Consider the following 25,457-nt stretch of genomic DNA (forward strand, 5'->3'; position numbering starts at 1 on the left):
CGGGCCGCTACGCGCCCCAGCGGGAGCAAGCTCCCTCGCCACAATGGGGATGTGCCCAAAAATCCTTATTGCCGAGGCTTTTCAACCGCCGTCAGCTGGTCCGCCTCGGCCACCCAACCGCCGCCAGTGGCCTTGTACAAATCAATCATCGAGGTAAACACCGTGGCTCGGGTGCGGGTGTAATTCAGCTCGGCATCAAACAGACTGCGCTCGGCGTCGAGGACTTCGATGTAGCTGGTGTAGCCGTTGTCATAACGCAACCGCGCGTACCGCGCGTAAGTGCGCAGTGCCTCGACCTGCCGGTCCTGGGAGGCCATTTGCTCGCGGGATTTAGTGGAGGCGATCAAGGCGTTTTCCACGTCCCTGAACGCCGATTGAATCGACTGCTGGTAGCTCAGCAAGGCTTGTTTCTGGAAGGCTTCGGCCTGTTGCACTTGGCCGGCGATTCCACCAGCGGTGAAGATCGGCATGCTTGCGGCCAGGCCATAAGACCACGTAGCGGCGGGCCCGGTGAACAGGTCCGAGAGTTGATTGCTGACGGAACCCAGCAGCCCGGTGAGGGAAATGGTCGGGAAGTACTGGGCCTTGGCGGCACCGATTTGCGCGTTGGCTGAAATCAGATTCAGCTCGGCCTGGCGCAGGTCGGGACGTCGTTCCAGCAAATCAGAGGGCAACCCGGCCGGCACCGATGGCAGCGCCAGTTGGCCAAGATCGCGTCCGCGAATGATCGGTCCTGGATTACGGCCCAGCAGCACGGCCAGTGCGTTTTCCTGTTGCGCCACCAGAGGTTCGAATTGCGCAACCGAGGCCAGGGTGCGCTCGTACTCCGACTGGTTCTGCGCCAGCTCCATCTCGGAAATGGTGCCGGCCCCGTAGCGCAGTTTGAAAATCTCGTAGGAATCGCCCCGCACCTTGGCAGTCGTGCGGGCAATTTCCAGTTCCCGATCAAGGTCACGCAGGGTGACGTAACTTGAGGCCACCGACGACACCAGGCTAAGGATCACGGTCCGGCGGCCTTCCTCCGACGCCAGCAGATCGGCGCGTGCAGATTCGTTCAGCCGGCGCAGGCGACCCCAGACATCCAGCTCCCAATTCACATTAAGCACGGCCTGGTAGTTGTTGAACACCGGGTCGACGGACGGGTCCAGCGGGACCGGGCCGTTGTCCCGAGGCGAGCGGGTGCGCTGGCCTTGCGCGCCGAGGCCGACTTGCGGAAACAACAGCGAACGCGTTTCGCCATAGCGGCCCTGGAACTGTTCGACCCGTGCCGCCGCAATCTTGATGTCTTTGTTTTCCTGCAGCGCGATGCGGATCAAGTCATTGAGCACCGGGTCCTGGAACTGCTCCCACCACAGCGTATTGGAAAGATTCTTCGCTTCCTTGTCCGCATAACGATACGCCGCCGGGGTGTCGATCTCAGGATGTTGGTAATCCGGGCCGACCATGCAACCCACGAGGCCAAGGCACAGCAACAGCGGGAGAGGGGATCTGTACATCTCAATCCCCCTCATGCCGGTTTTGCGCAGCACCGTCGGGAAGCTGCCCTGGCGATGGCAATTCTTTCGGTTGAACGACCGTGTCGGGTTTGTCCTTTTCGCCGAACATCCTTTCCACCAGGTAGTAGAACAGCGGGATGAAGAAGATCGCGATCACGGTCGCCGCCAGCATGCCGCCAATCACCCCCGTACCGATGGAGTGCCGACTGTTTTCCGAGGCGCCGACGGCAATGGCCAACGGCACGCACCCGAGGATGAACGCCAGGGACGTCATCACGATCGGGCGCAAGCGTTCCTTTGCGGCGGTCATGGCGGCATCGTAGGCGGACATGCCGTTTTCGCGGTTGAGCACCGCAAACTCGAAGATCAGGATCGCATTCTTGGCGGCCAGGGCCACCAGCATGGTCAAGCCGATCTGGAAGTAGACGTCATTGCTCAAGCCTCGGAGCAAGACCGCCAGCAGCGCACCAAACAAGGCAAAGGGCACCGCCAGCAGTACGCCGACGGGGAGGGACCATTTTTCGTATTGCGCCGCGAGGATCAGGAACACCATCACCAGGCCAAAGATGAACACCTGGGAAGACGCACCGCCGCTTTTCTTCTCCTCGAAGGCCTCGCCACTCAAGGCCAGGGCGTAGTCATTGGTCATGATTTCGGCGCTGATTTCTTCCAGCGCCTTGAGCGCCTGGCCGGAACTGTAGCCGGGTGCCGCGTTGGCCGTGAGTTTGACCGCCGGGAAGTTGTTGAAACGGGTGAGCAGGTCGGGCCCGGTGACATAGCGGGTGGTCAGCAGCGCTTTGAGGGGTACCATCTCCATCGTCTTGCTGCGCACGTAGATTTGTTGCAGGTCCTCGGCCTTCAGGCGATAGATCGGCTCAGCTTGCAGGATGACCTGCCACAGCCGACTGAATTTGTTGAACTGCGAGACATACAGCGAACCGAACATGGTCTGCATGGTGCTGTAGACATCCTCCACGGGCACCCCAAGGGTTTCCGCTTTTTCCCGGTCGACGTCGACCATCAGTTGTCGCGAGAACACGTTGAAGGTTGAGGTGACGGCGCCGAGTTCCGGGCGTTGCTTGGCTTTTGCCACGAGGGTCGAGACCAGTTCGGCCAATTGGCCCACGCTGGCATCACCCTTGCTCTGGACCCAGACCTCCATGCCGCCGGTGGTGCCCAAACCGGGAATGGAGGGCGGGTTGACCGGCAAAATGATCCCGCTCTGAATTGTGGAGAATTCGCGGGCCGATTTCTGTATCACCGCAGGAGCGCTTTGAGCCTTGATGGTTTCGTCGTCCTTGTAGCGCTCCTCGAAATCCTTGAAGCCGACGAAAACGGTCGCGGCATTGTTCTTGTTCTGGCCGTCCAGCAGGCTGTAGCCATTGACGATGGCGACGCCTTCGACGGCCTCATCGTTCATGTAGAAGTCACTCGCTATTTTGCCCACCTCGCCGGTCCGGTCCAGGCTCGCGGCATCGGGCATGATCACGGCGCCGAGCAGGTAGCCCTGGTCTTCCGGTGGCAGGAACGCACTCGGTATTCGCTGCGCCATCAACAGAATCAGCACGATCATGCCGGCGAAGAGCAACAGCGCGAGTACGAAGCGCTTGATCATGAACGCGACCGAACGGGAGTAGCCTTCGGTCATGCGCTCGAAACTGCGTTCGAACCAGCGGAAGAACCTGTTTTTATCGCCGTGTTGAGGTTTGAGCAGCAGTGCCGCCAGGGCCGGCGACAAGGTCAGGGCGACCACGCCGGAGATCACCACGGAAATGGCAATGGTGATCGCGAACTGTTTATAGAGCTGGCCGGTGATGCCGCCCATGAATGCCACCGGAATGAACACGGCGCACAGCACCAGCACGATGGCCACCACCGGCCCCGCGACTTCATCCATGGCGCGCTTGGCGGCGTCCTTGGGCGTCATCTTGTGGACGTGCATGTTGCGTTCGACGTTTTCGATCACCACGATGGCGTCGTCCACCACGATACCAATGGCCAAAACCATGCCGAACAGCGTCAGCATGTTCACGGAAAACCCCAGGGCCGACATGCCGATGAAGGTACCGACAATCGACACCGGCACCGCCAGCACCGGAATCAGCGTGGCACGCAGGCTCTGCAGGAAGATGTAGACCACCACGACCACCAGCACCAACGCTTCGAAGAAGGTGTGAATCACCTCGGAAATCGAGGCGCGGGTAAAAGCGGTGGTGTCCATCACGATCTTGTATTCGATGCCCTCGGGGAACGTCTGCTTCATTTGCGCCAGGGTCGAGGTCACCGCCTTGGACACATCAAGCGCGTTGGCGCCGGGTTGTTGATACACCGCGATCAGCGTCGCGGGACGACCCTGGTAGGTGCTGCGCAGCGAGTAGTCTTTTTGCCCGAGTTCGGCGCGACCGATGTCCTTGAGGCGGACGATGGCGGCCCCACCGTTGGTGGCACGCAGGATGATGTTTTCGAATTCCGCGGGTTCGGTCAGGCGTCCCTTGGTCGTCACGGCAAACGACTGCTCCACGGCCTGCCCGGTGGGCGATTGGCCGACGCGGCCGACGGCGAATTGCTGGTTCTGGTTGGCCACGGCTTTCTGCACATCGGCGGCGGTGATGCCCAATTGGGCCATGCGATCCGGTTTGAGCCAGATGCGCATCGCATAGTCCGGCGTGCCGAAGATGGCAGCCTGGTTGGCGCCCGGTATGCGCTTGATCGCATCCAGAATATAGAGGTTGGCGTAGTTGGCGACGTAGGTGCTGTCATAGCGGTCGCCGGCGGAATACACGGCGAGGATCATCATGAACGCCGAGGATTTTTTCTGCACCTGGATGCCCTGGCTCTGCACGGCGGAGGGCAGTTGCGGCAGGGCCAGGTTGACCCGGTTTTGCACGTCCACCTGCGCCAGGGACGGGTCGGTACCGATCTCGAAGAATACGTTGAGGGTCATGTTGCCCGTCGCGGAACTCGACGAGTTCATGTAGATCATGTTGTCGGCGCCGTTGACCTGCTGCTCGATGGGCGCGGCGACGTTATTCGCCACGACCTGCGCGTCCGCCCCGGGGTAAGTGGCGGCCACGGTGATTTGCGGTGGCGTGATGTCCGGGTATTGGGCGACGGGCAGACTAAGCATGGCCACGGCGCCGGCCAGGGTAATGATGATCGAGATCACCGAGGCAAAAATGGGGCGGTCGATGCAGTAGTGGGAAATGCTCATTGGCTATTCCCGCTGCTTGTCGCTGGCGAGCCAGCCTTTGCCGGTTGTCCGGCTGTCGCGGTAGGCGCTGCAGCGGCCGGCTTGTCGACAATGTTCAATGGGCCACCGGGTGAGACCCTGATTGCACCATCGACCACGATGCGTTCGCCAGCCCGCAGGCCGTTGCTGATAAACCAGTCATCGCCTTGCCATTCGCCGACATCGACCGCCCGTTGCTCGGGTTTGCCCTCGGCATTAAGCACCCAGACAAAATGGCTCTTGGCACCTTCGAGGACGGCTTTTTGCGGCACCAGAATCGCGTTGGGGCGGGATGCGCCCTTGGCCAGGGCTCGCACGAACTGACCGGGACGCAGCAAACCTTTCGGGTTCGGCAGGACGACACGCACCAGGAATGTTCCGGTTTCCGAGCTGAATGAGGGTGCCAGGAAATTAACCTGGCCACGGTCCGGAACCATGGTCCCGTCCGCCAGCATAATCTCGACGACAAAGTCGCTGCGTGGCGGGAATTTCAGGCGGCCGGCGGCAATATCGTCACGGTATTTCAGGGTTTCGTTTTCCGAAAGACTGAAGTTGACGTACATCGGGTCCATCTGTGAAACCGAGGTCAGCAACCCGGATTCACCCGGTGTGACGTAGCTGCCTTCCTGTTTTTTTGCGTAACTGGAAAGGCCGGCGAGGGGAGAGGTAATCGTGGTGTAACTGAGGTTCAGCTGCTCGGTGCGCACCGAACCCTCTGCGGCCAATACGGCGGCTTTGGCTTCACGCTCAGCGCCGACGGCATTGTCCAGATCCATCTTGCTCACCGCGTTCTGCGCGGCCAATGGCCGGACGCGGGCGAGGGTGGCCTTGGCCACTTCCCAGCGTGCTTGCTGCTGGGCCAACTGACCCTGGGCCGACACCAATGCGGCCTCGAACGGTTTGCGATCCATCTGGAACAGCGTTTGCCCGGCTTTTACCAAATCGCCTTCGGTGTACAACCGACGTTCCAGGAAACCGGCCACACGGGCGCGGATTTCCACTTCGCGGGAGCTCTCGGTCTGTGCAACGAATTCGAAGGTCACCGGGGTGTCGCGGGCGGTGACCGTCATGACCGTTACGTCAGGCGGTTGACGACCCGGGGCAGGAGGTTCCTTTCCGCAGCCGGCCAGCAAGGTAAAAACCCCTGCGAGGCATACTGTAGGCAAGCCCATGCGGCTCGCAAACCTGTCGATTTTGATGCCCTGGGCGGGCCGACAGTTTTCTTCGAACCACCCGGCTATTTTCCCCATGCCTGTGCTCCATGATCCTCGGTCCCAGAAGCGTAGCTACTAACCCTTCACAAATCGAACCGATAAAGGAAGTACGTTATAGACAAGTCTGAACTTAAAATTTTGGTGTTTATTCCGAGTCGCTATACAAGGCGTGCTCAACTGCTTTCGCGTTCAATCAGCCGGCACTCCAGCAAATTCAAGCGTTGCACCTCGTCCTCCACCGGCAGCACCCCCAGGCTTTCCAGCACCCGAGTCGCCGCCAGCACACCGATCTCCAGCGCCGGGGGCTTGATGGTGCTCAAGCTCGGCAACAACATTTCCGCAAACGGGTAGTCGCCAAACCCGACTACGGCGCAATCTTCCGGGATCTTCAGTCCAGCGCGTTGCCCCGCCAGCAAGCCACCGGCGGCGAGGTTGTCATTGGCAAAGATGATTGCATCCGGGGGAGGGGACGCGGTCATCAACGCTTGCATCGCTTGTTTGCCCGCTTCAAACGGCGCCAGATCGGCGTCCGGCGCAAACACCCATGGTTCCAGTCCCAACTCACGCACCGTGGCGGCGTAGCCATCGCGGCGCTCCAACGCACTGAAGTCGCCGGCGGCGCTGTTCTGTACAAACGCTATTCGCCGATAACCCTTGCCATGCAGATAGCGCGCAGCGGTGACGCCGACTTCAAAATGCGAAAAACCGATCTGCATCGGCTCGCGCTCAGGGCGGTAGTCCCAGGTCTCGATCACCGGGATGTCAGCCTCGGCAATCATCTTCTCGGTGCCCGCGCTGTGGAAATGACTGGTCAGCACCAGTGCCGCCGGCGACCAGCCAAGAAACGCGCGCACCGCGTTCTCTTCCTGTTCGGTGCTGAAGTAACTGGAGGCCAGCAGCAGTTGATAACCGTGGCGACTGAGGGTGTCGCTAAAGCCCTGAATGGTATTGGCGAAGATCGGCCCGGAAATGTTCGGGATCACCATGCCGACGATTTTGCCTCGTGCAGAGGCCAGCCCGCCGGCCACCAGGTTGGGCACATAACCCAGGTCTGCAACCACCTGAGCAATGCGTTCACGGCGCTCGGGCGATACCTGGTCCGGTTGATTGAAGTAGCGCGACACCGTAATCGCCGAAACGCCTGCCTGCCGTGCCACGGTGCTTAGTGTCACGCGGCCTGCGCCACGGCGTTTGCGAGGTTTGTCTTCGTTCACATGGCAATCCTTGTTTAAAACAAAAACGCATATAAGAGTAATTTTTCAGTATTTGACGATCTATACATCCGTTGCAGATACTGGCGATGTTAGCGCTAACAAAGCGTTCTGTCTGCTACTCGCTCGAGCGAATGCCCAAGACAAATTCAAGGCGCTGTCGTCGCAGAACGGCAGCGGTTCAGGGCACACTTTCGAGCGGTCAGACCATGCACACATTTCCTGGGGCAACAAAGAAGCTGGCGCAGTCGATTCGCGCTGCGAGCTGGCTGTTCACCGGCCTGGCCACGTTGCCATTGCCCAACGCATTCGCCGCCGAGACGGGCGAGCAGGAGCTCACGCTTCAACAAGTGACGGTCACCGCCACACGCCGCGAAGAGTCGCTGCAGAAAGTACCGGTGGCCGTGTCGGTGATTGATGGCGAACAGTTGGAGCGCGATAACCGCAACAGCGTGGCGAGCATCGTCCAGCAAGTGCCGTCGCTGAACTTCCGCACCGGCGCCTCGAACAAGGACACCTCGTTGTTCGTGCGGGGCGTGGGCACCATTTCCACCTCACCAGGGGTCGAACCGACCGTGGCGACGGTGATTGATGGCGTGGTCTACGCTCGTCCCGGCCAGGCCACGCTGGACCTGATGGACCTGGAGCGCGTCGAAGTGCTGCGCGGTCCGCAAGGCACGCTGTTCGGCAAGAACGCCTCGGCTGGCGTGCTCAATGTCATCAGCAAGGCGCCGACAGCCGACACCCATGGCTACATCGATCAGTCGTACTACAGCGGCAATGAAAGCCGCACCCGTTTTGGCATCGGCGGCAGCCTGATTCCCGACACGCTCAAGGGCTCGATCACCACGCTGTTCGGCAGCTACGACGGCAACGTCGATAACGAGCACAACGGGCAGGAAGTCAACGGCTACAACCACAAAGGCGCGCGGGGCAAACTGGAGTTCACGCCCAACGACGACTTCAAGTTCACGTTCATTACCGATTACATGCAGTCCCACGACGATGCACCGAACGGTGTGGTCAGCGAGTCGCTGACGCCGGCCTTTGCCAATGCGTTGAACCCGGTTCGGGCGTCCAGCGACAACCGCAAGATCAACACCGACACTCGCACCCATGTTGATGACATTAATAAGGGACTGTCCGGTCAGCTCGACTGGTACCTGGGTGATTACACCCTGACCTCGATCACCGCGTGGCGTGGCTGGGACAACACCCAATACCAGGACGGCGATCGTCTGAGCACCATTACCGCCGCATTCCCCGGCACGGCGGACAAGGGCGACCTGGCCTTCGACCAATACTCGCAGGAGCTGCGCCTGGCCTCGCCAAAAGGCGAGTTTCTGGAGTATGTGGGCGGCCTGTTCTACATGCACGGCAAGGACGACGAGACGTATCAGCGCACGTTGACCACGCCCACCAGCGTCAACCGGGGCGTTGCCGACTACGGCACCACGAATGACAGCTACGCGGTGTTTGGCGAAAGCACCCTGAATTTCACCTCGGACTTTCGTGGCATTGCCGGCCTGCGCTACACCCACGACGAACTGGATTACGATCACCGCCGGGTATCGACCTCGGCCACCGCCGTCACCGGCATTCAGCCGAACACCAGCAGTTCCGGTTCGGTGGATGAGGACGGCTGGTCCGGACGCCTCGGCGTGCAGTACGACTTGAGCGATACGGTCACCACCTACCTGACCTATTCGCGCGGCTACAAAGGCCCGGCGTACAACGTGTTCTTCAACATGCAGCCTCGCGACACCCAGGCGCTGAAACCGGAAACGTCCAACAACTGGGAGCTGGGGATCAAGGCCACGTCCTGGAACAACCGCCTGACCACCAACCTCGCGGTGTTTCACAGCGAGTACGACAACTACCAGGCGAACTTTTTCGACACCGTCGCCGGCCAAGTCGTCACGCGTCTGATCAACGCCGGCAGCGTCAGCACCGAAGGCGTGGAACTGGATTACGCCTTGCAGGCCACCCAGCAACTGAAGTTCTCCGGTGCGCTGGCTTACACCCACGCACGCATCGATTCGTTCGCTTGCCCGGCAGGCGCCGCCGCGTCGTGCAACGTCGACGGCAAGCCGCTGCCGTACACCCCGGACTGGAAAAGCTATGTGCGCGCCGACTACAGCATCCCGCTGAATAACGGCCTGGATGTCGAGCTAGGCACCGACTACAGCTGGCAGAGCGAAGTGCAGTACGACATCAGCCAGAACCCGGACACCAAGCAGGGCGCCTACGGTTTGTGGAACGCCAGCATCGCCCTGGCCGACTACACCAATGGCTGGCGTGTGGCGTTGCTTGGCAAGAACCTTACCGACAAGTCTTACTCGCCCTTGCTGGCCACCGGCGGCAACTACATCTACCGCGCCGTTCCACGGGATGACGAACGCTACTTCGGCGTGCAGCTGCGCAAGGACTTCTGAGCATGAGTCGACAACTGAAACTGGGCGCGTTCCTTATGGGCACCGGGCACCATGTCGCCGCGTGGCGCCATCCCGATGTGCCGGCCAACGCCGGTCTGGATTTCGCCCATTACAAGCGTCTTGCGCAGATTGCCGAGGCGGCAAAATTCGATGCGTTGTTCGTCGCAGACACGGTCGCCGCGCCTCGGGAAGAGATCGCCAGCCGCATGGCGCGCTCGGATTACTTTGAGCCGCTGACGCTGTTATCGGCCCTGAGCGCGGTGACCGAGCACATCGGACTGATCGCCACGGCCACCACCAGTTACAACGAGCCGTACCACGTGGCGCGCAAATTCGCGTCGCTGGATCACCTGTCTGGCGGGCGAGCGGGGTGGAACCTGGTGACGTCGGATAACGCCGCCGAAGCGCAGAATTTCGGCCGGGACGAACACATTGGCCACGCCGATCGCTACAGCCGGGCACGGGAGTTTCATCAGGTGGTCACGGGGCTGTGGGACAGCTGGGAGGACGATGCGTTTGTTCGCGACAAAGCCAGCGGCGCCTATTACGACCCGGCAAAGTTGCAGGTGCTGGATCACGTCGGGGAACACTTTCGAGTCAAAGGACCACTGAACGTAGCGCGGTCCCCGCAAGGGCAACCGGTGATTGTGCAGGCAGGATCCTCTGAGGTCGGCCGCGACCTGGCGGCGCAAACAGCGGAGGTGGTGTTCACTGCACAAACGTCGTTGGCCAATGCCCAGGCGTTCTACGCCGATCTCAAGGGTCGTTTGAGCCAGTACGGGCGCAGTGCCGACTCGCTGAAAATCATGCCGGGCGTTTTTGTGGTGGTCGGGTCTACCGAAGCAGAGGCCCAGGAAAAATTCCAGACGTTCCAGCGGTTGGTTGAACCTGAGGTGGGCATCGCATTACTCGGGCGCATGCTGGGCAACTTCGATCTGTCGGAGTATCCGCTGGATGGGCCGCTACCGGAGTTGCCGCTCACTGAAAGCGGTCAGCAAAGCCGCCAGAAACTGCTGACGGAATTGGCCGGCCGGGAAAACCTCAGCCTCGCCGAACTGGGCAGGAAGATTGCCGGGGGGAGGGGGCATTACAGCCTGGTGGGCACACCGGTGCAGATCGCCGACCAACTACAAGTCTGGTTCGAACAAGGTGCAGCGGATGGCTTCAACGTGCTGGCGCCGCACCTTCCCGGTGGCCTTGAAGATTTTGCCAATGAGGTGGTGCCTGAGCTGCAACGTCGTGGCTTGTTCAGGACCGAGTACGAAGGTCGAACGTTGCGCCAGAACCTTGGGCTGGCTCGGCCAGCAAACCCAAAGGCCGTTGAAAAGTGAGAAAGCGAATGACATTGCAGAAACTCTTGTTAACGGGGCTAGCCCTGATGAGTCTCACCAGTTCCGTGCTGGCGGCAGACCCGGCGACCCTGAGGATCGGCTACCAGAAAGGCTCGATTTCGTTGTTACTCGCCAAGGAACATGGACTTCTGGAGAAGCGCTTTCCACAGACTGCCGTGCAATGGATCGAGTTTCCAGCCGGGCCGCAGATGCTCGAAGCCATGAACGTCAATGCGTTGGACATCGGCTCCACCGGCGACATCCCCCCGTTATTCGCACAAGCGGCGGGTGCCGATCTGGTCTACATCGGAACCGAGCCGCCAAAGCCGCAAGCTGAAACCATATTGGTAAAGGCGGACAGCCCACTGAAGGACATTGCCGATCTTAAAGGCAAGAAGGTGGCTTTCCAGCGGGGTTCCAGTTCACACAACCTGATCCTGAGAGCGTTGAACAAGGCGGGTTTGAACTACCAGGACATCCAGCCCATGAACCTGCCGCCCGCGAATGCGCGTGCAGCGTTCGAACAAGGCAGCGTCGATGCCTGGGTGATTTGGGAGCCTTACTCTTCATTAGCCTTGAGCCAGGGCAATGTTCGCGTACTGGCCAATGGGGAAGGGCTGAACCTCTCCGGTCCCATGTACACCGCTCGACGCGCCTACGCACAAGACAATGGCGCCTTTATCCACGCGTTACTCGATGAGCTGACCGCCGCCGAAAGCCTGACTCGCAGCCAGCGGGAAGACAGCCTGAGCGTGGTGAAGAAGTACATGGGCCTGCCGGGCGATGTGATTGCCAGCTATCTCGATAATCGTCCGCCGTCTCCGATATTGCCCGTCGATGTCGACATCATCAACGCACAGCAACTGACTGCTGATCTGTTTTATCAAAACAAGTTGCTGCCCACGAAAGTTGTGGTGCGTAATGCGGTGTGGACTGAGTCGGACTCAAAGTAAAATAACTCTGCTAAATAGATGTTTAGCGTAGTTATAAGTATTAGTTATAAAGGTCGTATTCAAATGAAGAGTGCCAGCCTTTTCGTTGGTGAGTTTTTGGACAGTGGACGGCTCTTAATATGGCAACCAGTACGGGCAACGAAAACGCACACAATGCTCAAAACCTGATCACCGCACTCAACCTCGAACCTCATGTTGAAGGTGGTTACTACCGTCGAACCTTTCAGACGGATCATCAGGTAACGGCCCAAACCCCGGGCGGTCCACGATACTTGATGAGCTCCATTTATTATCTGCTGACCTGTGATTCACCGATCGGGCACTTTCATCTGAATCGGTCGGACATCATGCATTACTACCATTTGGGTGACGCTATCCAATACAGCCTGATTTTTCCGGACGGCAGATTGGAAACGGTCATGATGGGCAGCGACGTTGCCGCTGGGCAATGTCTGCAGCTACATGTACCTGGCGGTGTCTGGAAAGCTTCGCGGCTTATGGATGGAACGACGGGATTCGGATTGATCAGTGAAGCGGTATCACCAGGGTTTGATTTTGCGGACATGGAGATGGGCAGTCGGCGTAAGCTCAGTGAGCAGTTTGCGGAGCATTCGGCGCTGTTTGAAAAATTGACGCTGGGATGAGGGACTGGATGGAAACGGGCTCTGTGAGATCTGCGTGCAACGGGGCTAATATTGAAACATGATGTTACGTGTAATGTATATTATGTTAAATGATGTGTCTGGGCGGAACTTGTACCTTGGACATTTTCAACAATCACCGGCATGGTTATCAGTCTTCACCGAACCCTTTCGCCCTCAGCCGCTCAGCGCTATTCCTTAAACCAAAGGCTCAGAGCCAATTCACCAATCGCCGACTAGAGCGTTCAAATCCCGGCGATATTTGACTCAGCCTCAGTTCGCGGCTCAAACCTAAATCACCCAGTGGCTGCGTGGCCGGCATTCCTTGCCAGGCGCCACCGTTCGGCACGTTGACGGCCACTGATATGAAGACGCAGAAAGTCACCGGGCAAGTTCCAGTCGGTACCGTTGAAGACACAGGACCGCTGGCATCCGCATGCACCTGCCGATCAAGATCGGTCTGTCGACTCATGGTGGCTTGATCTTCATCGCGGGCACTCCGGACTTTTACCTGCGCGCGTTCAATAGCGGCAATGGCGAATAAATCTGGAAGTCGCGCCTGCCGTTCTATAGGCGAACCGTGCCAAGAACTTCATCACCAAAAGCCTGAAAAGTGGTGCCCTGCCCGCTCATTCCTGGCGCCGATAAAAAGGGCCCTTGAAGGGCCCTTTTGTACTCAAACGAAAATCACTTGGTCGGCCAGAACTCAACGGTCGCTGAGCCGTGCGCTGCTTGACTCAAATCACCGTGACAGCCGCATTCAACAGCAACACCACAATCAAGCCGACCACGGCGACGATGGATTGAACCACCGAAATGGTCTTGGTCGCTTCGCCCATAGTCATACCGAAGGATTCCTTTACCATCCAGAAGCCCGCATGGTTGGCATAGTTGAAGAACAGCGAGCCGCAGCCTATGGACAAGGCAAGCAGAGGCAGGTTGAGACTGGGATCAGCACCTGCAAGCGGCGCCAGCAAGCCGGCAGCACCCACGATACCTACAGTGGCAGACCCGGTAGATACCGAGAGCAGCATCGCGATCAACCAACCCAGGATCAGCGGAGGGAACGCAGACTGCTGAGTCAGGTGCACAATGGCATCACCCACCTTGGCGCTGGTCAGCAGCTCCTGAAAGGCACCACCACCGGCGATGATCATGATGATTGAGGCGATTGGCTTGAGGCTCTTGCCCAGGGATTCGCGCAATTGTCCCGCATCGCCGCCCCGCGCGAGTACCAGACTTGCCCCTGCGAACAGCACGCCCAGGAGCATGGCGATCAGGGGATTACCCAAGAAACCAGCCATGTTCAGGATCGCATTGCCCTTGGGTAATACCATCTCAGCGACGGCATGAATCAACATCAGGATCGCTGGTAGCAAGGCTGCCAGCACGCCAAGCCATACGCTGGTGCGTGGTTGATCGTCGGCTTTTTCAGCCAGGGTGAACTGATCCAGCAAAACCTGATCGGGCCGAGTGCTCATGCGCGGCGAAATGAATGCGCCATAAAGCGGGCCGCCTAAAATCATTGCAGGAATAGCCGCAAGGAAGCCATAGAGCATTGTGGGCCCAACCGAGGTTTTGAGCGCGGCGATGGCCGTCAAGGGGCCAGGGTGCGGCGGTACCATCCCGTGCATGGCTGCAAGTGCCGCAATCACCGGAACACCCACATACACATACGCTGAACCTTTGAAGCGAGCCTGGCTTTCCAGCTTTCGCGCCACGCTGAATATCAGCGGCAGCATGATCACCAGGCCCACCTCGAAAAACATGGGAATGCCAATTACAAATGCAACCATCATCATGGCCCAAGGGATCATCCGATCCGATGTTCGCTTGAGGATGACCTCGGCGATCTGCTCTGTGACGCCTGCGTCAGCAAGAATTTTGCCCAGCATCGCTCCAAGCGCGATGACGACCCCTACTGCCCCCAGTGTCTTTCCAGCGCCGGTGATCACGTGGGAGACGATGGCTTCTGGCTCCATACTGGTTGCAAAGCCAACGCCCACGGAAACCACCAGCAAGGCCAGGAGCGGGTGCATTTTGAGACGCGACACGATGAGCCCCACCAGCACCAGGACGCTCACCAATGCGGTCAGTAAGAGGTCTATATCTAAGGGAGTCATGAAAGGATCTCGGTAGGTATTTATTAAAATGGGTGAAATGAATGGACATCTGTGAATGCAGGCGTAAGTCTCAGCTTTTGCCTTTTGCAAAGCCGAATAACCTTCTAGGGACTTGCACCAGCAGCGAATCGCTAACCTGCGTCGAACACTCCAAGGCTTTTAACTGATCGACTACGGTGCAAAAACCGATGCTTTGCTCATGCTGCGTATGCGGCCAGTCGCTGCCCCACACCAACTGGCGAAGGCCGAAACTTTGTTCCAGCAGCGGCAATGCCATTCGAGCGAAATTGATGTTCTGTTGCGGCGTACCTCCCAAACGATAGATTCCCGATACCTTCATCCAGATCGAACCTTTCGATCCCAACTCCAATAACTCGCAAAACCCGGGCTGATCGACGCCCGAATTGGCATCCGGCCGACCAAAGTGATCAATCACCAACTTCAAACCGAACGGCGTCAATTGATGGATCAGTCCCGGCAGATCCTTTACCTCCCGATGCAACTCGACGTGCCAGTCAAGATCAGCAATGTGGCTGAAAAACTCTCTCCAGGCACTGTTACGAAAATCAGGTAACGCCTTACCCATCAGGTTCAAGCGAACGCCGACTACGCCCAGGCGATCCATGTCATTCAACATGGCGCGACTGACGCCTGGTTCCACCACAACCACGCCTCGCAACTGATCCGGCGCTTGCCTCAACGCCGCCAGCAAGTAGCTATTGTCAGTACCGAGAAAGCTCGGTTGCACCAATACGCCATGACTCAGACCATGAGCGTGCAAGTGCGTCAGATACTGCTCAAGCGTGGCGTCGTAGTCAGGGGTATAGCGGCGTGCACCGACCAGATTCAGATCACGGCTAAACACATGAGCATGGGAGTCGATGCCGGTGATCGGCGTAGAACAGGTGTCAGTCATAGCGTTCATCTATAGAAGGTAAAGGGCATCAGGCCCGCGCACTCTCGTTGCCGTTGACCGTTACTGGCACCGACGCACTGGAAGCTTCGAGGCTGCGTCCACGGGTTTCCGGCAGACAAAGTGCCGCGATCACCGCCACGCCATAGGCAATTCCCGCGTCGATACCAATCGCAGACCCAAGAGACATGGAGTCGCTCATGTGACCGACCAGGAACGGGAACACCGCTGAAAGCACTCGGCCAAAGTTGTAGCAGAAGCCCACACCGGCACCGCGTACATCCGCCGGGTACAGCTCGTTGAACAGCGCGCCAAGGCTCGCGGGAATACCGGCCGCGAAAAAGCCGAGCGGGAACCCCAGGACCAGCATCTGGGTATTGGTCAGCGGCAGGAACACATAACTCTGTACAGTGACGACACAGCAAAGCGCGAACAGCACGATGTTCTTGCGTCGGCCAATACGGTCGATCAAAAAGCCGCTGACGACACACCCACACCAGAACGCAAAGATGATCACCGCCAGGTAGCCGCCAGAGTTGAGTACGGACAGATTGCGCTCAGTCTTGAGGAACGTTGGCAGCCAGGTCATCACCGCGTGGTAACCACCGTGCGCACCCAGCCCCAACAGACCACCGAACAGCGTTACGCGGATCAATTCGGGGCGGAAGATGCCGGCCAGGGATTTGAAGAAACTTTGCGGGATGGCGTTTTCTTTTTGCAGACGCTGGTAGCTGTCGGGCTCCTCGACATTACGACGCACCCAGATAATCAGGAACGACGGTAGCAGCCCGACCAGGAACATCACGCGCCACGCCATGTCCTGCGGCACGAAGGAATAAATCAGTGTGAACACACCGACGGCCAGCCCCCAACCCACGGCCCAGGCACTTTGTACGGTGCCCATCACTTTGCCGCGATACTGCGGATTGATGGTTTCGGCCATCAATACTGCACCGGCTGCCCACTCGCCGCCGATGCCGAAACCCTGGAGCGCCTTGACGATCAAGAGCTGGTTGAAGCCGCTCACGAACGCGGAGAGAAAGGTAAAAAAAGAAAACCACAAAATCATCCACTGCAGCGTACGCACCCGACCGTAGCGGTCGGACAATGTCCCCCCTACCCAGCCGCCGATGGCCGAAGTGACAAGGGTCACTCCGCTTATCAGCCCCGCGTCGCCCTTGGTCAGGGCAAAGGCGGCAATCAAGGCCGGAATCGCCAGGCCAAACATTTGTACTTCCAGTGCGTCGAGCGACCATCCGCCGAAGCAGGCCCAAAACGTTTTGCGCTCCCGAGGAGTGACTTGGCGATACCAGCTAAACATGATTCTTATCCTTATAGGTGAAACGGGACGCAGCCGAGAACACACCGCGCCGCTACGGGCCAGTCATGGCAATCAAAACAATGAAATCAGCAACGCCTGAGCCGTCGCTGAGTGATCCGCTACCCAGGCACAGGGTTAGCGAATATCCACGCTGTAGCGAAAGTGCTCGGCATGCCCACGTGAGCGACGCCACTCCAGCGGTGTACCGGCGTAATCGCGCGCCAGACGCTCGATCACCACCACCGGACTGTTGATCGGGACTTGCAGTAACCGCGCATGCACGTCATTCACGGATTCAGCGGTCAGTGTTTCTTCGGCATAGGCGACGACCTGCCCGCAGACTTCTTCGTAGATCGGATAAAGCAGTGGCCCTTTGCGGCTGAGGTCGATCTCAAGCAGCGGCTGGAAGCGGTTGCGCGGCAGCCAGATTTCTTCGGCGAGCACCGGCTGAACATCAAGTAGACGAACCCGGACTATGCGAATGACCGGCGACTCGACAGGCAGGCCCAACGCCTGGGCCACCGCCGAAGGCGCGGCCACCGGCTCGATGGACAGGATGCGACTCTCCGGCACCTGGCGTTCACCGGAAGCGGTTTGAAAACGGAAGAAACGAAACAGTGACGATTGAAACTGCGGCCGGCGAATGAAAGTGCCTCGACCTTGCTGCCGCTCCAGGATGCCCTCACTGACCAGCGCGTCGACCGCTTTGCGCACGGTGCCAGTGGACAGTTGGTATTCCGCTGAAAGCGCGGCTTCGGTGGGAATGGCCTCTCCCGGACGCCAGCGATTGTTGGCAATTTGCTCTGCCAGCTGGTCACGCAAGCGTTGGTATAGCGGCAGACGAACATCACTGGATAGAGAATTCATCGACTTTATTCACCTTGTTATCTAGTCATCTATATGAATCTTGTGGCGAGTATTTCCCCAGACGACTTGGCTGTCAAGGAGGGACACGGCCTCTTGCTGACGAATGGGGAACCATCGCCCAAGCAAGCCTTCAAGCCAGGTCTGAGATTCGCATTGTCGACTTCCCCAATCCCTTCAAAATCCCAAGCAGATTTTCCTGTCGTGAAATGCCATTAACTATCGGCAATAAAAAGGGCCCTTTCAGGGCCCAATTTACACTTTAAACCTAACAACTGTGGACCCTGCATTTGCTCACTTGATGCCGTGCTTCACAAGAACTGTTGAACGAGCTTGGTGAGGAATGCGATGGGCAGCTGTAGCCGCTTAACTCATCGCAAGCAGGCTCGCTCATAAAATGCTCAAGTGGTGCGCAGCGAGTCACGTCACCCGCATCAAGTTCGCAAACACCTGCAAATGGTGATCGTCATCGCCAAACTGACGGTCCACCATTAACAAATGCTTGGCATGGTGGGACAGCATGTATTCCCAAGTTAGGCCGATGCCGCCGTGTAGCTGAATACCCTGGTCAGCGACGAAGCGGGCGGCGCGGCAGACAATGAACTTGGCGGCAGCCAAAACCCGACTGCGCTCTTCACTGTCGGCTTGATCAGCAACACAGGCCGCGTACAGGGTCATTGAAGTGGCCTGTTCCAGTTCGATGCGCATATCGACCATGCGGTGCTGCAATGCCTGGAATTTTCCGATCGCCTGGCCGAATTGCTGGCGGGTTTTCAGGTAGTCGAGAGTTAAGGCGCACGCGGCTTCCATGCTACCCACGGCTTGCGCGCATTGCGCAGCGATGCAGCGACCCTGCTGGTAACGAAGCGCCGGCAAGGCCTGCCCCACAGACCCCAAAACCGCGCTGCTCTTGACGAACACCTCATCGAGGTATACCTCGCAGGCCTTGCGTCCATCCATGGTTGCGAACGTACGGCGGCACACGCCGCTATCCTGTGGATCGACCAGAAACAGGCTGATGCCTTGCTCGTCGCGTGAGTCGTGGCTGGTGCGCGCCGAGACCAGGATCAACCCAGCACTCTGGCCACCGACGACCACCGACTTGCGGCCAGAGAGTTTCCAGCCTCCCGTCACCGCTACGGCAGTTGTTTGTACGTCATGTAATTGGTAATGGCTCTGAGGCTCTTCCACGGCCACCGCCATCTGCAAACTGGCACTGCCCAATTGCGCAAGCAACGTTTCCTTCTGGGTTTCGGTGCCTAATTGGCTTATCAGGCCACCGGCGAAAATCACCGAATGCAGATAAGGCTCCAGGCATAGGCCACGGCCCAGTTCGGTCATGACCAGCATGTTCTCCACGCCACTGCCGCCAAACCCGCCGTATACCTCGGCGAAGGGAACGGCGCACAGGCCCAGGTCACCCAGTTGCTGCATGAACTCGCGGCTGAAACCGGGCTCGCTCTGGCTGAAAGCTTCGCGCTGTTCGAAACCGTAGGTATCACGCACCAGTCTTGCGGCAGTGTCTTGCAGCATCAGCTGCTCTTCTGTCAGTTTGAAATCCATGGTCGGCCCCTTACAGTTCTAGAATCATTTTCGCGATGATGTTCTTCTGGATCTCGTTTGCCCCGCCGTAGATCGATGCCTTGCGCGCATCCAGATACTGGTAGGTGGCCGCGCTGCTGTAGTCGGTGTACAGCAACGCCTCGTTGCCGTAACCCAGCTCGTCCTCGATGAATGGCAAGGCATACGGGCCGACGGCTTTGCTGACCAACCAAGTGATCGCCTGACGAATCTCGGTGCCCTTGATCTTCAGGAACGAGCTCTCCGAGCCTGGTACGCCGCCATCACGAACCGCCGCCAGGGTACGCAAGCTGCTCATTTCAGCGGCCATCAACTGCATCTCGACTTCGGCGATCTTTGCCCGAAACAGCGGATCGTCGATCAATGGCCGGCCATCGCGGACTTCCTGATTGGCGATGCGTTTGAGGCGACCGAGCAGCGCCTTGTTCTGCGCGATCCCGCCGATGCTGGTGCGCTCGTGAGTCAGCAAATACTTCGCGCAGGTCCAGCCTTGGTTTTCCTCGCCGACCAGGTTGGCCACCGGCACCCGCACGTTGTCGAAGAACACTTCGTTGACTTCATGCTCGCCATCGAGGGTGATGATCGGCCGCACTGTGATGCCTGGGGTCTTCATGTCCAGCAGCAGAAAGGAAATCCCTCGCTGCTGCCGGGCATCCGGATCGGTGCGTACCAGACAGAACATCCAGTCGGCATAGTGCGCGTAGGTGGTCCAGGTCTTCTGGCCGTTGACCACATAGTGATCGCCCTCGCGTACGGCGCGGGTTTTCAATGACGACAGATCGGAGCCTGCGCCCGGTTCGGAGTAACCCTGGCACCACCAGTCTTCACAGGTGAGGATGCGCGGCAGAAAGCTTGCTTTCTGCTCGGCCGTGCCGAACTTGATGATGACCGGAGCCACCATTTTCAAGCCGAAGGAGGACACTTTAGGCGCGCCGACAGCAAAGCATTCTTCATCGAAAATATGCTTCTGCACATCGTTCCAACCGGTACCGCCGAACTCGACAGGCCAGCCTGGGGCCAACCAACCCTGCCGGTTGAGCGTTCGCATCCATTGCACTTGATGCTCTTTACTCAAACGCTTGCCCTGGGAAATCCGCTCAGCGAATTCGCTCGGCAAGTTGTCGCGCAGCCAGCCTTGAACATCCTTGCGAAAGGCGCGCTCGTCCGATGTAAAATCAATGTCCATCAATACACTCCAGAAACCCTAGGTCAGGCACTTATTTGAATGCTGCGAAAAACCCTGTGGGAGCGGGCTTGCCCGCAAAAGCGGTGTATCAGTTGAAAAACGGGCTGAATGTCACACCACCATCGTCGGAACGCCGCCCGGCGCCAGCTCGCTCCCACAAGGGCCAGAGGCAAATCAAAGGTTTCATTCGTCGAAAATGATCACCGAGCGCGCCAGCTCGCCACGACGCAGCTCATCGAACGCATCGTTGATCTGTTCCAGCTTGATGCGCTGGGAAATCATTTCGTCGAGCTTAAGCTTGCCGGCCATGTAGAAGTCCACCAGGCGCGGCATGTCCACCGGAAACCGGTTGGAGCCCATCAACGAACCCTGGATGCGGCGTTCGTGCAGCAGTTGCAGCGGGTCCAACTCGATTTTCAGCCCAGGCTTGAGCATGCCGATCACGGTGGCGGTGCCACCGCGCGCGAGCATGGCAAATGCTTGTTCGGCGGTCTGCTTGAGGCCGATGCATTCGAAGGCGTGGTGCACACCTCCTCGGGTCAGCTCCATCACTTGTTTGGCGACATCGCCATCCTTGCCATTGATCAGGTCGGTGGCGCCGAACTGCCTGGCCAATTCCAGTTTGGAATCGAGCATGTCGATGGCGATAATCCGCCCTGCCCCCGCCAGTGCCGCACCGTTGATGGCCGCCAGGCCGATACCGCCGCAGCCGATCACCGCCACGGTTTCGCCCGGGCGCACCTTGGCGGTGTTGAATACTGCGCCGGTACCGGTCGTCACGGCACAACCGAGCAACGCAGCACGGTCCAGCGGCATGTCGCGACGAATCGAAACGCAGGCGTTTTCGTGCACCAGCATCTGTTCGGCAAAGCCAGACAGGTTGACGAACTGAGGGATCGGCTTTTGCACGTAGGTCAGACGCGATTCCTCGTCCTTGCCACGCTTGGTTTCCGGCGAGACGCAGCGCGCCAGGTGGCCGGTCACACAGTGATCGCAGTGGCCGCAGAACACCGTCAGGCAAGTGACCACATGATCGCCCGGTTTGACTGAACGCACTTCGGAGCCGACCTGCTCGACCACGCCTGCCGCTTCATGGCCCAGTACCAACGGTCCAGGATACGGAAACGATCCGTCGATGACATGTAGGTCTGAGTGGCAGACACCGACCGCTTTGGTGCGGATCAGCACTTCACGCGGACCGGGTTTGCTGATACCCACTTCTTCGATGACCAGCGGGGCTCCAACCTGGTGGAATACGGCAGCTTTCATGGCAGTTCTCTCAAGAATGAATGGGGTCTAGGCCGGATTCGGCACGTTGCGCAACACGGCTTTGGCGTGGCTGAAGGTGCGAAAGCCATCGATGCCGTGATAAGCACCCATACCGCTCTGGCCAACGCCGCCGAATGGCAGGCCTTCGCTGCTGGCATGGCTCAGCACACCGTTGAGGGTCACGCCGCCGGAGCAGGTACGGGTCAGCACCAGGGCTTCCTCGGCGGCGTCGTTGCCGAAGTAATACAGGGCCAACGGGCGCGGCCGCGCGTTGATCTGGGCAATCACCTCGGCGATGGTGTCGTAGGGTTTGATCGGTAGCAGCGGGCCGAAAATCTCGTCCCGCATCACTTGCAGTTCGTTGCCAGGATCGCGCAGCAGGGTCGGCACAATTTTGTTGAGCTTGCTGTCGCTGAAGTCTTCCGCGGCCGCGTTCAATTCGATCAGCTCGACACCGGCCTCGCGGGCTTCGCTCAGGTAGCCCTGCAGGCGTTCGTAGTGACGGCTGTTAATGATCGAGGTGTAGTCGGGATTGTCCTTGAGCGTCGGCAGGAAGCCGGCGACTACCGCTTTGGCAATGGCGATGAAGGTATCGACCGACTCCCGCGGCACGAACACGTAGTCCGGCGCGACGCACAGTTGACCTGCGTTAAGTAGCTTGCCAACGACTGTCTTCGCCACCGCATCCTTGAAGTCCGCCGTGCGAGAAATAATGGTCGGCGACTTACCGCCCAGTTCCAGGGTCACTGGCACGAGGTTTTCCGCCGCCGCGCGCAACACGTTCTTGCCGATGCTGGTAGCACCCGTGAACAGCAGATGATCGAACGGCTGGCCGCAAAACGCCTGCCCGACGTCCGCACCGCCCAGCACCACCGCCACTTCGCCTTCGGCGTAGACCGAGCGGATCAGCCGCGCGATCAAGGCCGAGGTGTGCGGGGTGAACTCCGAGGGTTTGATCATTACCCGGTTGCCGGCAGCCAAGGCACCGGCGAGACCGCTGAACACCATATAGCCAGGGACGTTCCATGCCGTCACGATACCGACCACACCGAGGGGCTGGTACTGGACCCAGGCTTCACCGGCGCGGGCCTGACGTTTTTCCGGACGCATCCACTCGACCAGTTCGGCCTTGGTCTGCTTGAGGGTGGCCAGTGGCGAGAGCACTTCACTGCCCTTGGAGAACCCCGGGCTGCGATGGCCGAAGTCCGCCGTCAAGGCGTCGATGATTTCCTGTTCGTGATTGACCAGCAAGCTGATCGACCGATCGAGCAGCTCACAGCGCTGTTCGGCGGTCCAGGGTTCATTGGCCAGGACGGCCGCCCGCTGTTTTTCCAGAACCATGCGGATGTCCGTGCTCGTCCAACTCTCGATGGCGCTCATCTATACCTCTCTTGTTGTTGTCTGGACGCCACCGCGATTGCGCAGCTTTGCGTCGGGGTTGCCTGCATGGTTGATCATCGGTCGCACCGCGCCGCCACCCGGATCAGGTGGGTGGCGTTTTCAGCCAGCCGGTTCAGGCCAGGATGCCCATTGCCTTGGCACTGTTGATGGCCTGGGTTCGACGGCAGGCGCCGAGCTTGACGTTGATGTTCTTGGCGTGGGTCTTGACGGTGTTGACCGAAATGAACAGGCGATGACCGACTTCGCGCACCGACATGCCTTCGGCCAGCAACTTGAGCACCGACACTTCTCGGGGCGTCAGGCCGTCCTGGTAATCCGGCACGCCGCTGACATGCGCCACCGGGGGTTTGTCGCTGTCGGCCTCGAATTCCTGAGACAGGTTGCGGGCTTTTTGCAGGGCTATCGGACGTTGATAACACGCACGGTCAATCTTGCCCCAGTGCATGCGCCGCTCGGCTTCGTGCAGCAGCAGATGCGCCTGCTCGACCTCATCGTTGCGAGAAGCCATCTCGGACAACAGCAAATAGGCGTTGAGTACGAACGGCGCACAGCAGTCGCGCACTTGTAAAAGCCCGTCCTGCACCACTTGCCGGGCTTCTTCAAGGTGACCTTGCTGTAACAGCAACTCGCCTTGCAGGAACATCAGGCGACCGAGCAAAGGATAGGGCTGGGTTCTGTTGCCTGTCAGTTGCGCAAGCTCCATGCGCAACAGCGATTGGGCCAACCCCAACTGTCCCTGAAGCAGCATCAAACGCACCCGGTCAGTGTTCACCAGCACCTCGGCCTCACGACTGCCCTGGCGTCGGGCCAGCTCCAAGGAATGCTCCAGCAACACTTGGGCTTCGTTCAGCTCGCCGGTGTTCATGGCGATGCGCGCCAGGGTGCAATGGCACAAGAGCACCGACAGCCAGTCTTGTGGGGTCAGGTAACGTAGGGCAGCATGGCAATGCAGTCGCGCCTGTTCGGCGTGGCCACGCAACGCCTGCAAGGTCCCATATAAAGCCTGCCAGTTCGCCAGCAAACGCTGACTGCGGTGCGGATCGGGCGGTGGCAGAAAATGCCCGAGGCGTTGCAGGCATTCCTCGGCTTCATCCAGGCGACCACTGAAGAGCAAGGCCTTGGCGCACAAATAGATCAACCGCGAACTGCTCTGGAGCAATTGCGGTTCAATGCGTTCGCGCCAGTCCATGAAACGGTCCAGATGGCGCTCGCTCAGGATCCAGCTCAGCCACAACCGCTCCATGTAGTTCGCGGCCACCTCTGGCTGATCGGCGCTGAGCGCCTGCTCGACCGCATCGTCGACTTGTCCCAGAACGCTGAGCAACTGGCAGGCGCGCAAGCGCAGGCGATTTAACGGTGCGCCGCTCAATCGCTGTTGCAGTGACTGTGCCACGGCGGGCAACAAGCGAAACCAGCCGGGCTGATGGTCGATCGGAACGAGAAACGCTTGGGCGTCGAGCAGGCTCTTGAAAACCCGGGCGCCCTGCTGTTCCTCCCAGAGTTGTTCGCAGAGTACGGCGCTGGCCTTGGACAAATGGGCCAGGCCGAAGAGAACCTCGCACTGCTCTTCGCTCAGGCGCGACAGCAGTTCACGTTCAAGGTAGGGGCCGAGCAATGCCGTAGGCAGCAGACGAACCCCGGCGCACCAGCCGGCCGTTTGATGCCACAGGGTTTCCCGCGAGGCGGTACAGGCGTTAGGCGCCAGCCGATTGAGCAGCGACTCGAATTCATCAGGGCGCAGTGCCAGTTGACTGGTATCGAGCTCCAGCAAATCGCCCCTGAGCATCAGCTTCGGCAGGTTCCATTCGGGACGCTGGCGGCAGGTGACCAGCACTTGCAATTGCGGGTTGTCGAGGGACAGGAGCTGGTCGAACCAGTGGTTCAAATCCGTTGGCATTTGCGACGGTAGATCATCGAAGACCAATCGAAGTGACAAGTCCGCTGAGGATTTATTGCCTGTAAGGGACTCGTCGCAGGCAAGCCAGCTCCTGCAGGGGGACGCGGTCAACTGTAGGAGCTGGCTTGCCTGCGAAGGCGATGGATCAGTCGCCACCCATCCCAGGGCATCCGTCAGCATCGAACCCAGGGATTCCAACGTCTGCGCTTGTCCGCCAAGGCTCAGCCAGACCACCCGCCCGGGCGCAGCTACGTCGCGCAAATACTCGCGCAACAACGCTGTTTTTCCATAACCGGCAGGGGCGCAAAGCAGTTGCAGGCGGCGCTGCTCGCGCTTAAGTACGTCGCACAAATGCGGCCGTGGCACAAACATGGCGGACCTCGCTGATGGTG

Annotated in this window: 17 protein-coding genes and 1 pseudogene; 5 read left to right on the forward strand and 13 right to left on the reverse strand. The window is 59.2% G+C overall.

The window, feature by feature from the left end:
* Nucleotides 1–65: 65 nt before the first annotated feature.
* The 4 genes from EJA72_RS06875 to EJA72_RS06890 all read right to left on the reverse strand — a co-directional run bounded on the left by EJA72_RS06875 (nt 66) and on the right by EJA72_RS06890 (nt 7,153).
* Nucleotides 66–1,496: an efflux transporter outer membrane subunit gene (locus EJA72_RS06875; RefSeq protein ID WP_157710736.1), complete on the reverse strand. Its 1,431-nt coding sequence runs from the start codon at nt 1,494–1,496 to the stop codon at nt 66–68.
* 1 nt (nt 1,497) lies between these two features.
* Nucleotides 1,498–4,707: an efflux RND transporter permease subunit gene (locus tag EJA72_RS06880; protein WP_157710737.1), complete on the reverse strand. Its 3,210-nt coding sequence runs from the start codon at nt 4,705–4,707 to the stop codon at nt 1,498–1,500.
* Entirely contained in the window at nt 4,704–5,795 is a 1,092-nt protein-coding gene (locus EJA72_RS06885; protein WP_178129128.1) for an efflux RND transporter periplasmic adaptor subunit, read from the reverse strand. Before EJA72_RS06885 ends, EJA72_RS06880 begins: the two co-directional genes overlap by 4 nt.
* Nucleotides 5,796–6,112: 317 nt before the next feature.
* A complete protein-coding gene (locus tag EJA72_RS06890; RefSeq protein ID WP_178129130.1) occupies nt 6,113–7,153 on the reverse strand; it encodes a LacI family DNA-binding transcriptional regulator in 1,041 nt (346 codons plus the stop codon).
* A 206-nt stretch (nt 7,154–7,359) separates the two neighbouring features.
* Between EJA72_RS06890 and EJA72_RS06895 the strand changes: the two genes are divergently transcribed.
* From EJA72_RS06895 to EJA72_RS06915, 5 genes and pseudogenes are all read left to right on the forward strand, one after another.
* Nucleotides 7,360–9,585 carry a TonB-dependent receptor gene (locus EJA72_RS06895; protein ID WP_157710738.1) on the forward strand — a complete coding sequence of 742 codons (2,226 nt, stop codon included), beginning with the start codon at nt 7,360–7,362 and terminating at the stop codon, nt 9,583–9,585.
* A gap of 2 nt (nt 9,586–9,587) precedes the next feature.
* The gene (locus tag EJA72_RS06900; RefSeq protein WP_157710739.1) at nt 9,588–10,916 is read left to right on the forward strand and encodes an LLM class flavin-dependent oxidoreductase; all 1,329 of its coding nucleotides are present in this window, start codon (nt 9,588–9,590) and stop codon (nt 10,914–10,916) included.
* Nucleotides 10,917–10,924: 8 nt separating this feature from the next.
* Nucleotides 10,925–11,869 (forward strand): sulfonate ABC transporter substrate-binding protein, encoded by a 945-nt coding sequence (locus EJA72_RS06905; protein WP_157710740.1) that lies wholly within the window; start codon nt 10,925–10,927, stop codon nt 11,867–11,869.
* A 119-nt stretch (nt 11,870–11,988) separates the two neighbouring features.
* The gene (locus tag EJA72_RS06910; RefSeq protein ID WP_157710741.1) at nt 11,989–12,513 is read left to right on the forward strand and encodes a cupin domain-containing protein; all 525 of its coding nucleotides are present in this window, start codon (nt 11,989–11,991) and stop codon (nt 12,511–12,513) included.
* 308 nt (nt 12,514–12,821) lie between these two features.
* Nucleotides 12,822–13,114: pseudogene (locus tag EJA72_RS06915) on the forward strand (membrane-bound PQQ-dependent dehydrogenase, glucose/quinate/shikimate family); the annotation flags it as partial.
* A gap of 133 nt (nt 13,115–13,247) precedes the next feature.
* Here the strand turns inward: EJA72_RS06915 and EJA72_RS06920 are convergent.
* The 9 genes from EJA72_RS06920 to EJA72_RS29480 form a co-directional block, all read right to left on the reverse strand.
* Complete coding sequence (locus EJA72_RS06920) at nt 13,248–14,633, reverse strand: GntP family permease (RefSeq protein WP_157710742.1); 1,386 nt, start codon at nt 14,631–14,633, stop codon at nt 13,248–13,250.
* A 70-nt stretch (nt 14,634–14,703) separates the two neighbouring features.
* On the reverse strand, nt 14,704–15,549 hold the full coding sequence (locus EJA72_RS06925) for an amidohydrolase (RefSeq protein ID WP_157710743.1): 846 nt from the start codon (nt 15,547–15,549) through the stop codon (nt 14,704–14,706).
* A 28-nt stretch (nt 15,550–15,577) separates the two neighbouring features.
* Nucleotides 15,578–16,867 (reverse strand): MFS transporter, encoded by a 1,290-nt coding sequence (locus EJA72_RS06930; protein ID WP_157710744.1) that lies wholly within the window; start codon nt 16,865–16,867, stop codon nt 15,578–15,580.
* Between the two features lie 135 nt (nt 16,868–17,002).
* A complete protein-coding gene (locus EJA72_RS06935) occupies nt 17,003–17,734 on the reverse strand; it encodes a GntR family transcriptional regulator (RefSeq protein WP_157710745.1) in 732 nt (243 codons plus the stop codon).
* A 417-nt stretch (nt 17,735–18,151) separates the two neighbouring features.
* Nucleotides 18,152–19,294, reverse strand: coding sequence for an acyl-CoA dehydrogenase family protein (locus tag EJA72_RS06940; RefSeq protein ID WP_157710746.1), 1,143 nt, complete (start codon nt 19,292–19,294; stop codon nt 18,152–18,154).
* A gap of 10 nt (nt 19,295–19,304) precedes the next feature.
* The gene (locus EJA72_RS06945; RefSeq protein WP_157710747.1) at nt 19,305–20,498 is read right to left on the reverse strand and encodes an acyl-CoA dehydrogenase family protein; all 1,194 of its coding nucleotides are present in this window, start codon (nt 20,496–20,498) and stop codon (nt 19,305–19,307) included.
* Nucleotides 20,499–20,681: 183 nt separating this feature from the next.
* Nucleotides 20,682–21,767, reverse strand: a complete 1,086-nt coding sequence (locus tag EJA72_RS06950) for a Zn-dependent alcohol dehydrogenase (protein WP_157710748.1) — start codon at nt 21,765–21,767, stop codon at nt 20,682–20,684.
* A 27-nt stretch (nt 21,768–21,794) separates the two neighbouring features.
* Nucleotides 21,795–23,147 carry a coniferyl aldehyde dehydrogenase gene (locus EJA72_RS06955; RefSeq protein ID WP_157710749.1) on the reverse strand — a complete coding sequence of 451 codons (1,353 nt, stop codon included), beginning with the start codon at nt 23,145–23,147 and terminating at the stop codon, nt 21,795–21,797.
* Between the two features lie 133 nt (nt 23,148–23,280).
* The gene (locus EJA72_RS29480) at nt 23,281–25,065 is read right to left on the reverse strand and encodes a LuxR C-terminal-related transcriptional regulator (protein ID WP_306109989.1); all 1,785 of its coding nucleotides are present in this window, start codon (nt 25,063–25,065) and stop codon (nt 23,281–23,283) included.
* Between the last annotated feature and the right edge of the window lie 392 nt (nt 25,066–25,457).

The organism is Pseudomonas sp. PB120 (assembly GCF_009761815.1).
Classification (GTDB): Bacteria; Pseudomonadota; Gammaproteobacteria; order Pseudomonadales; family Pseudomonadaceae; genus Aquipseudomonas.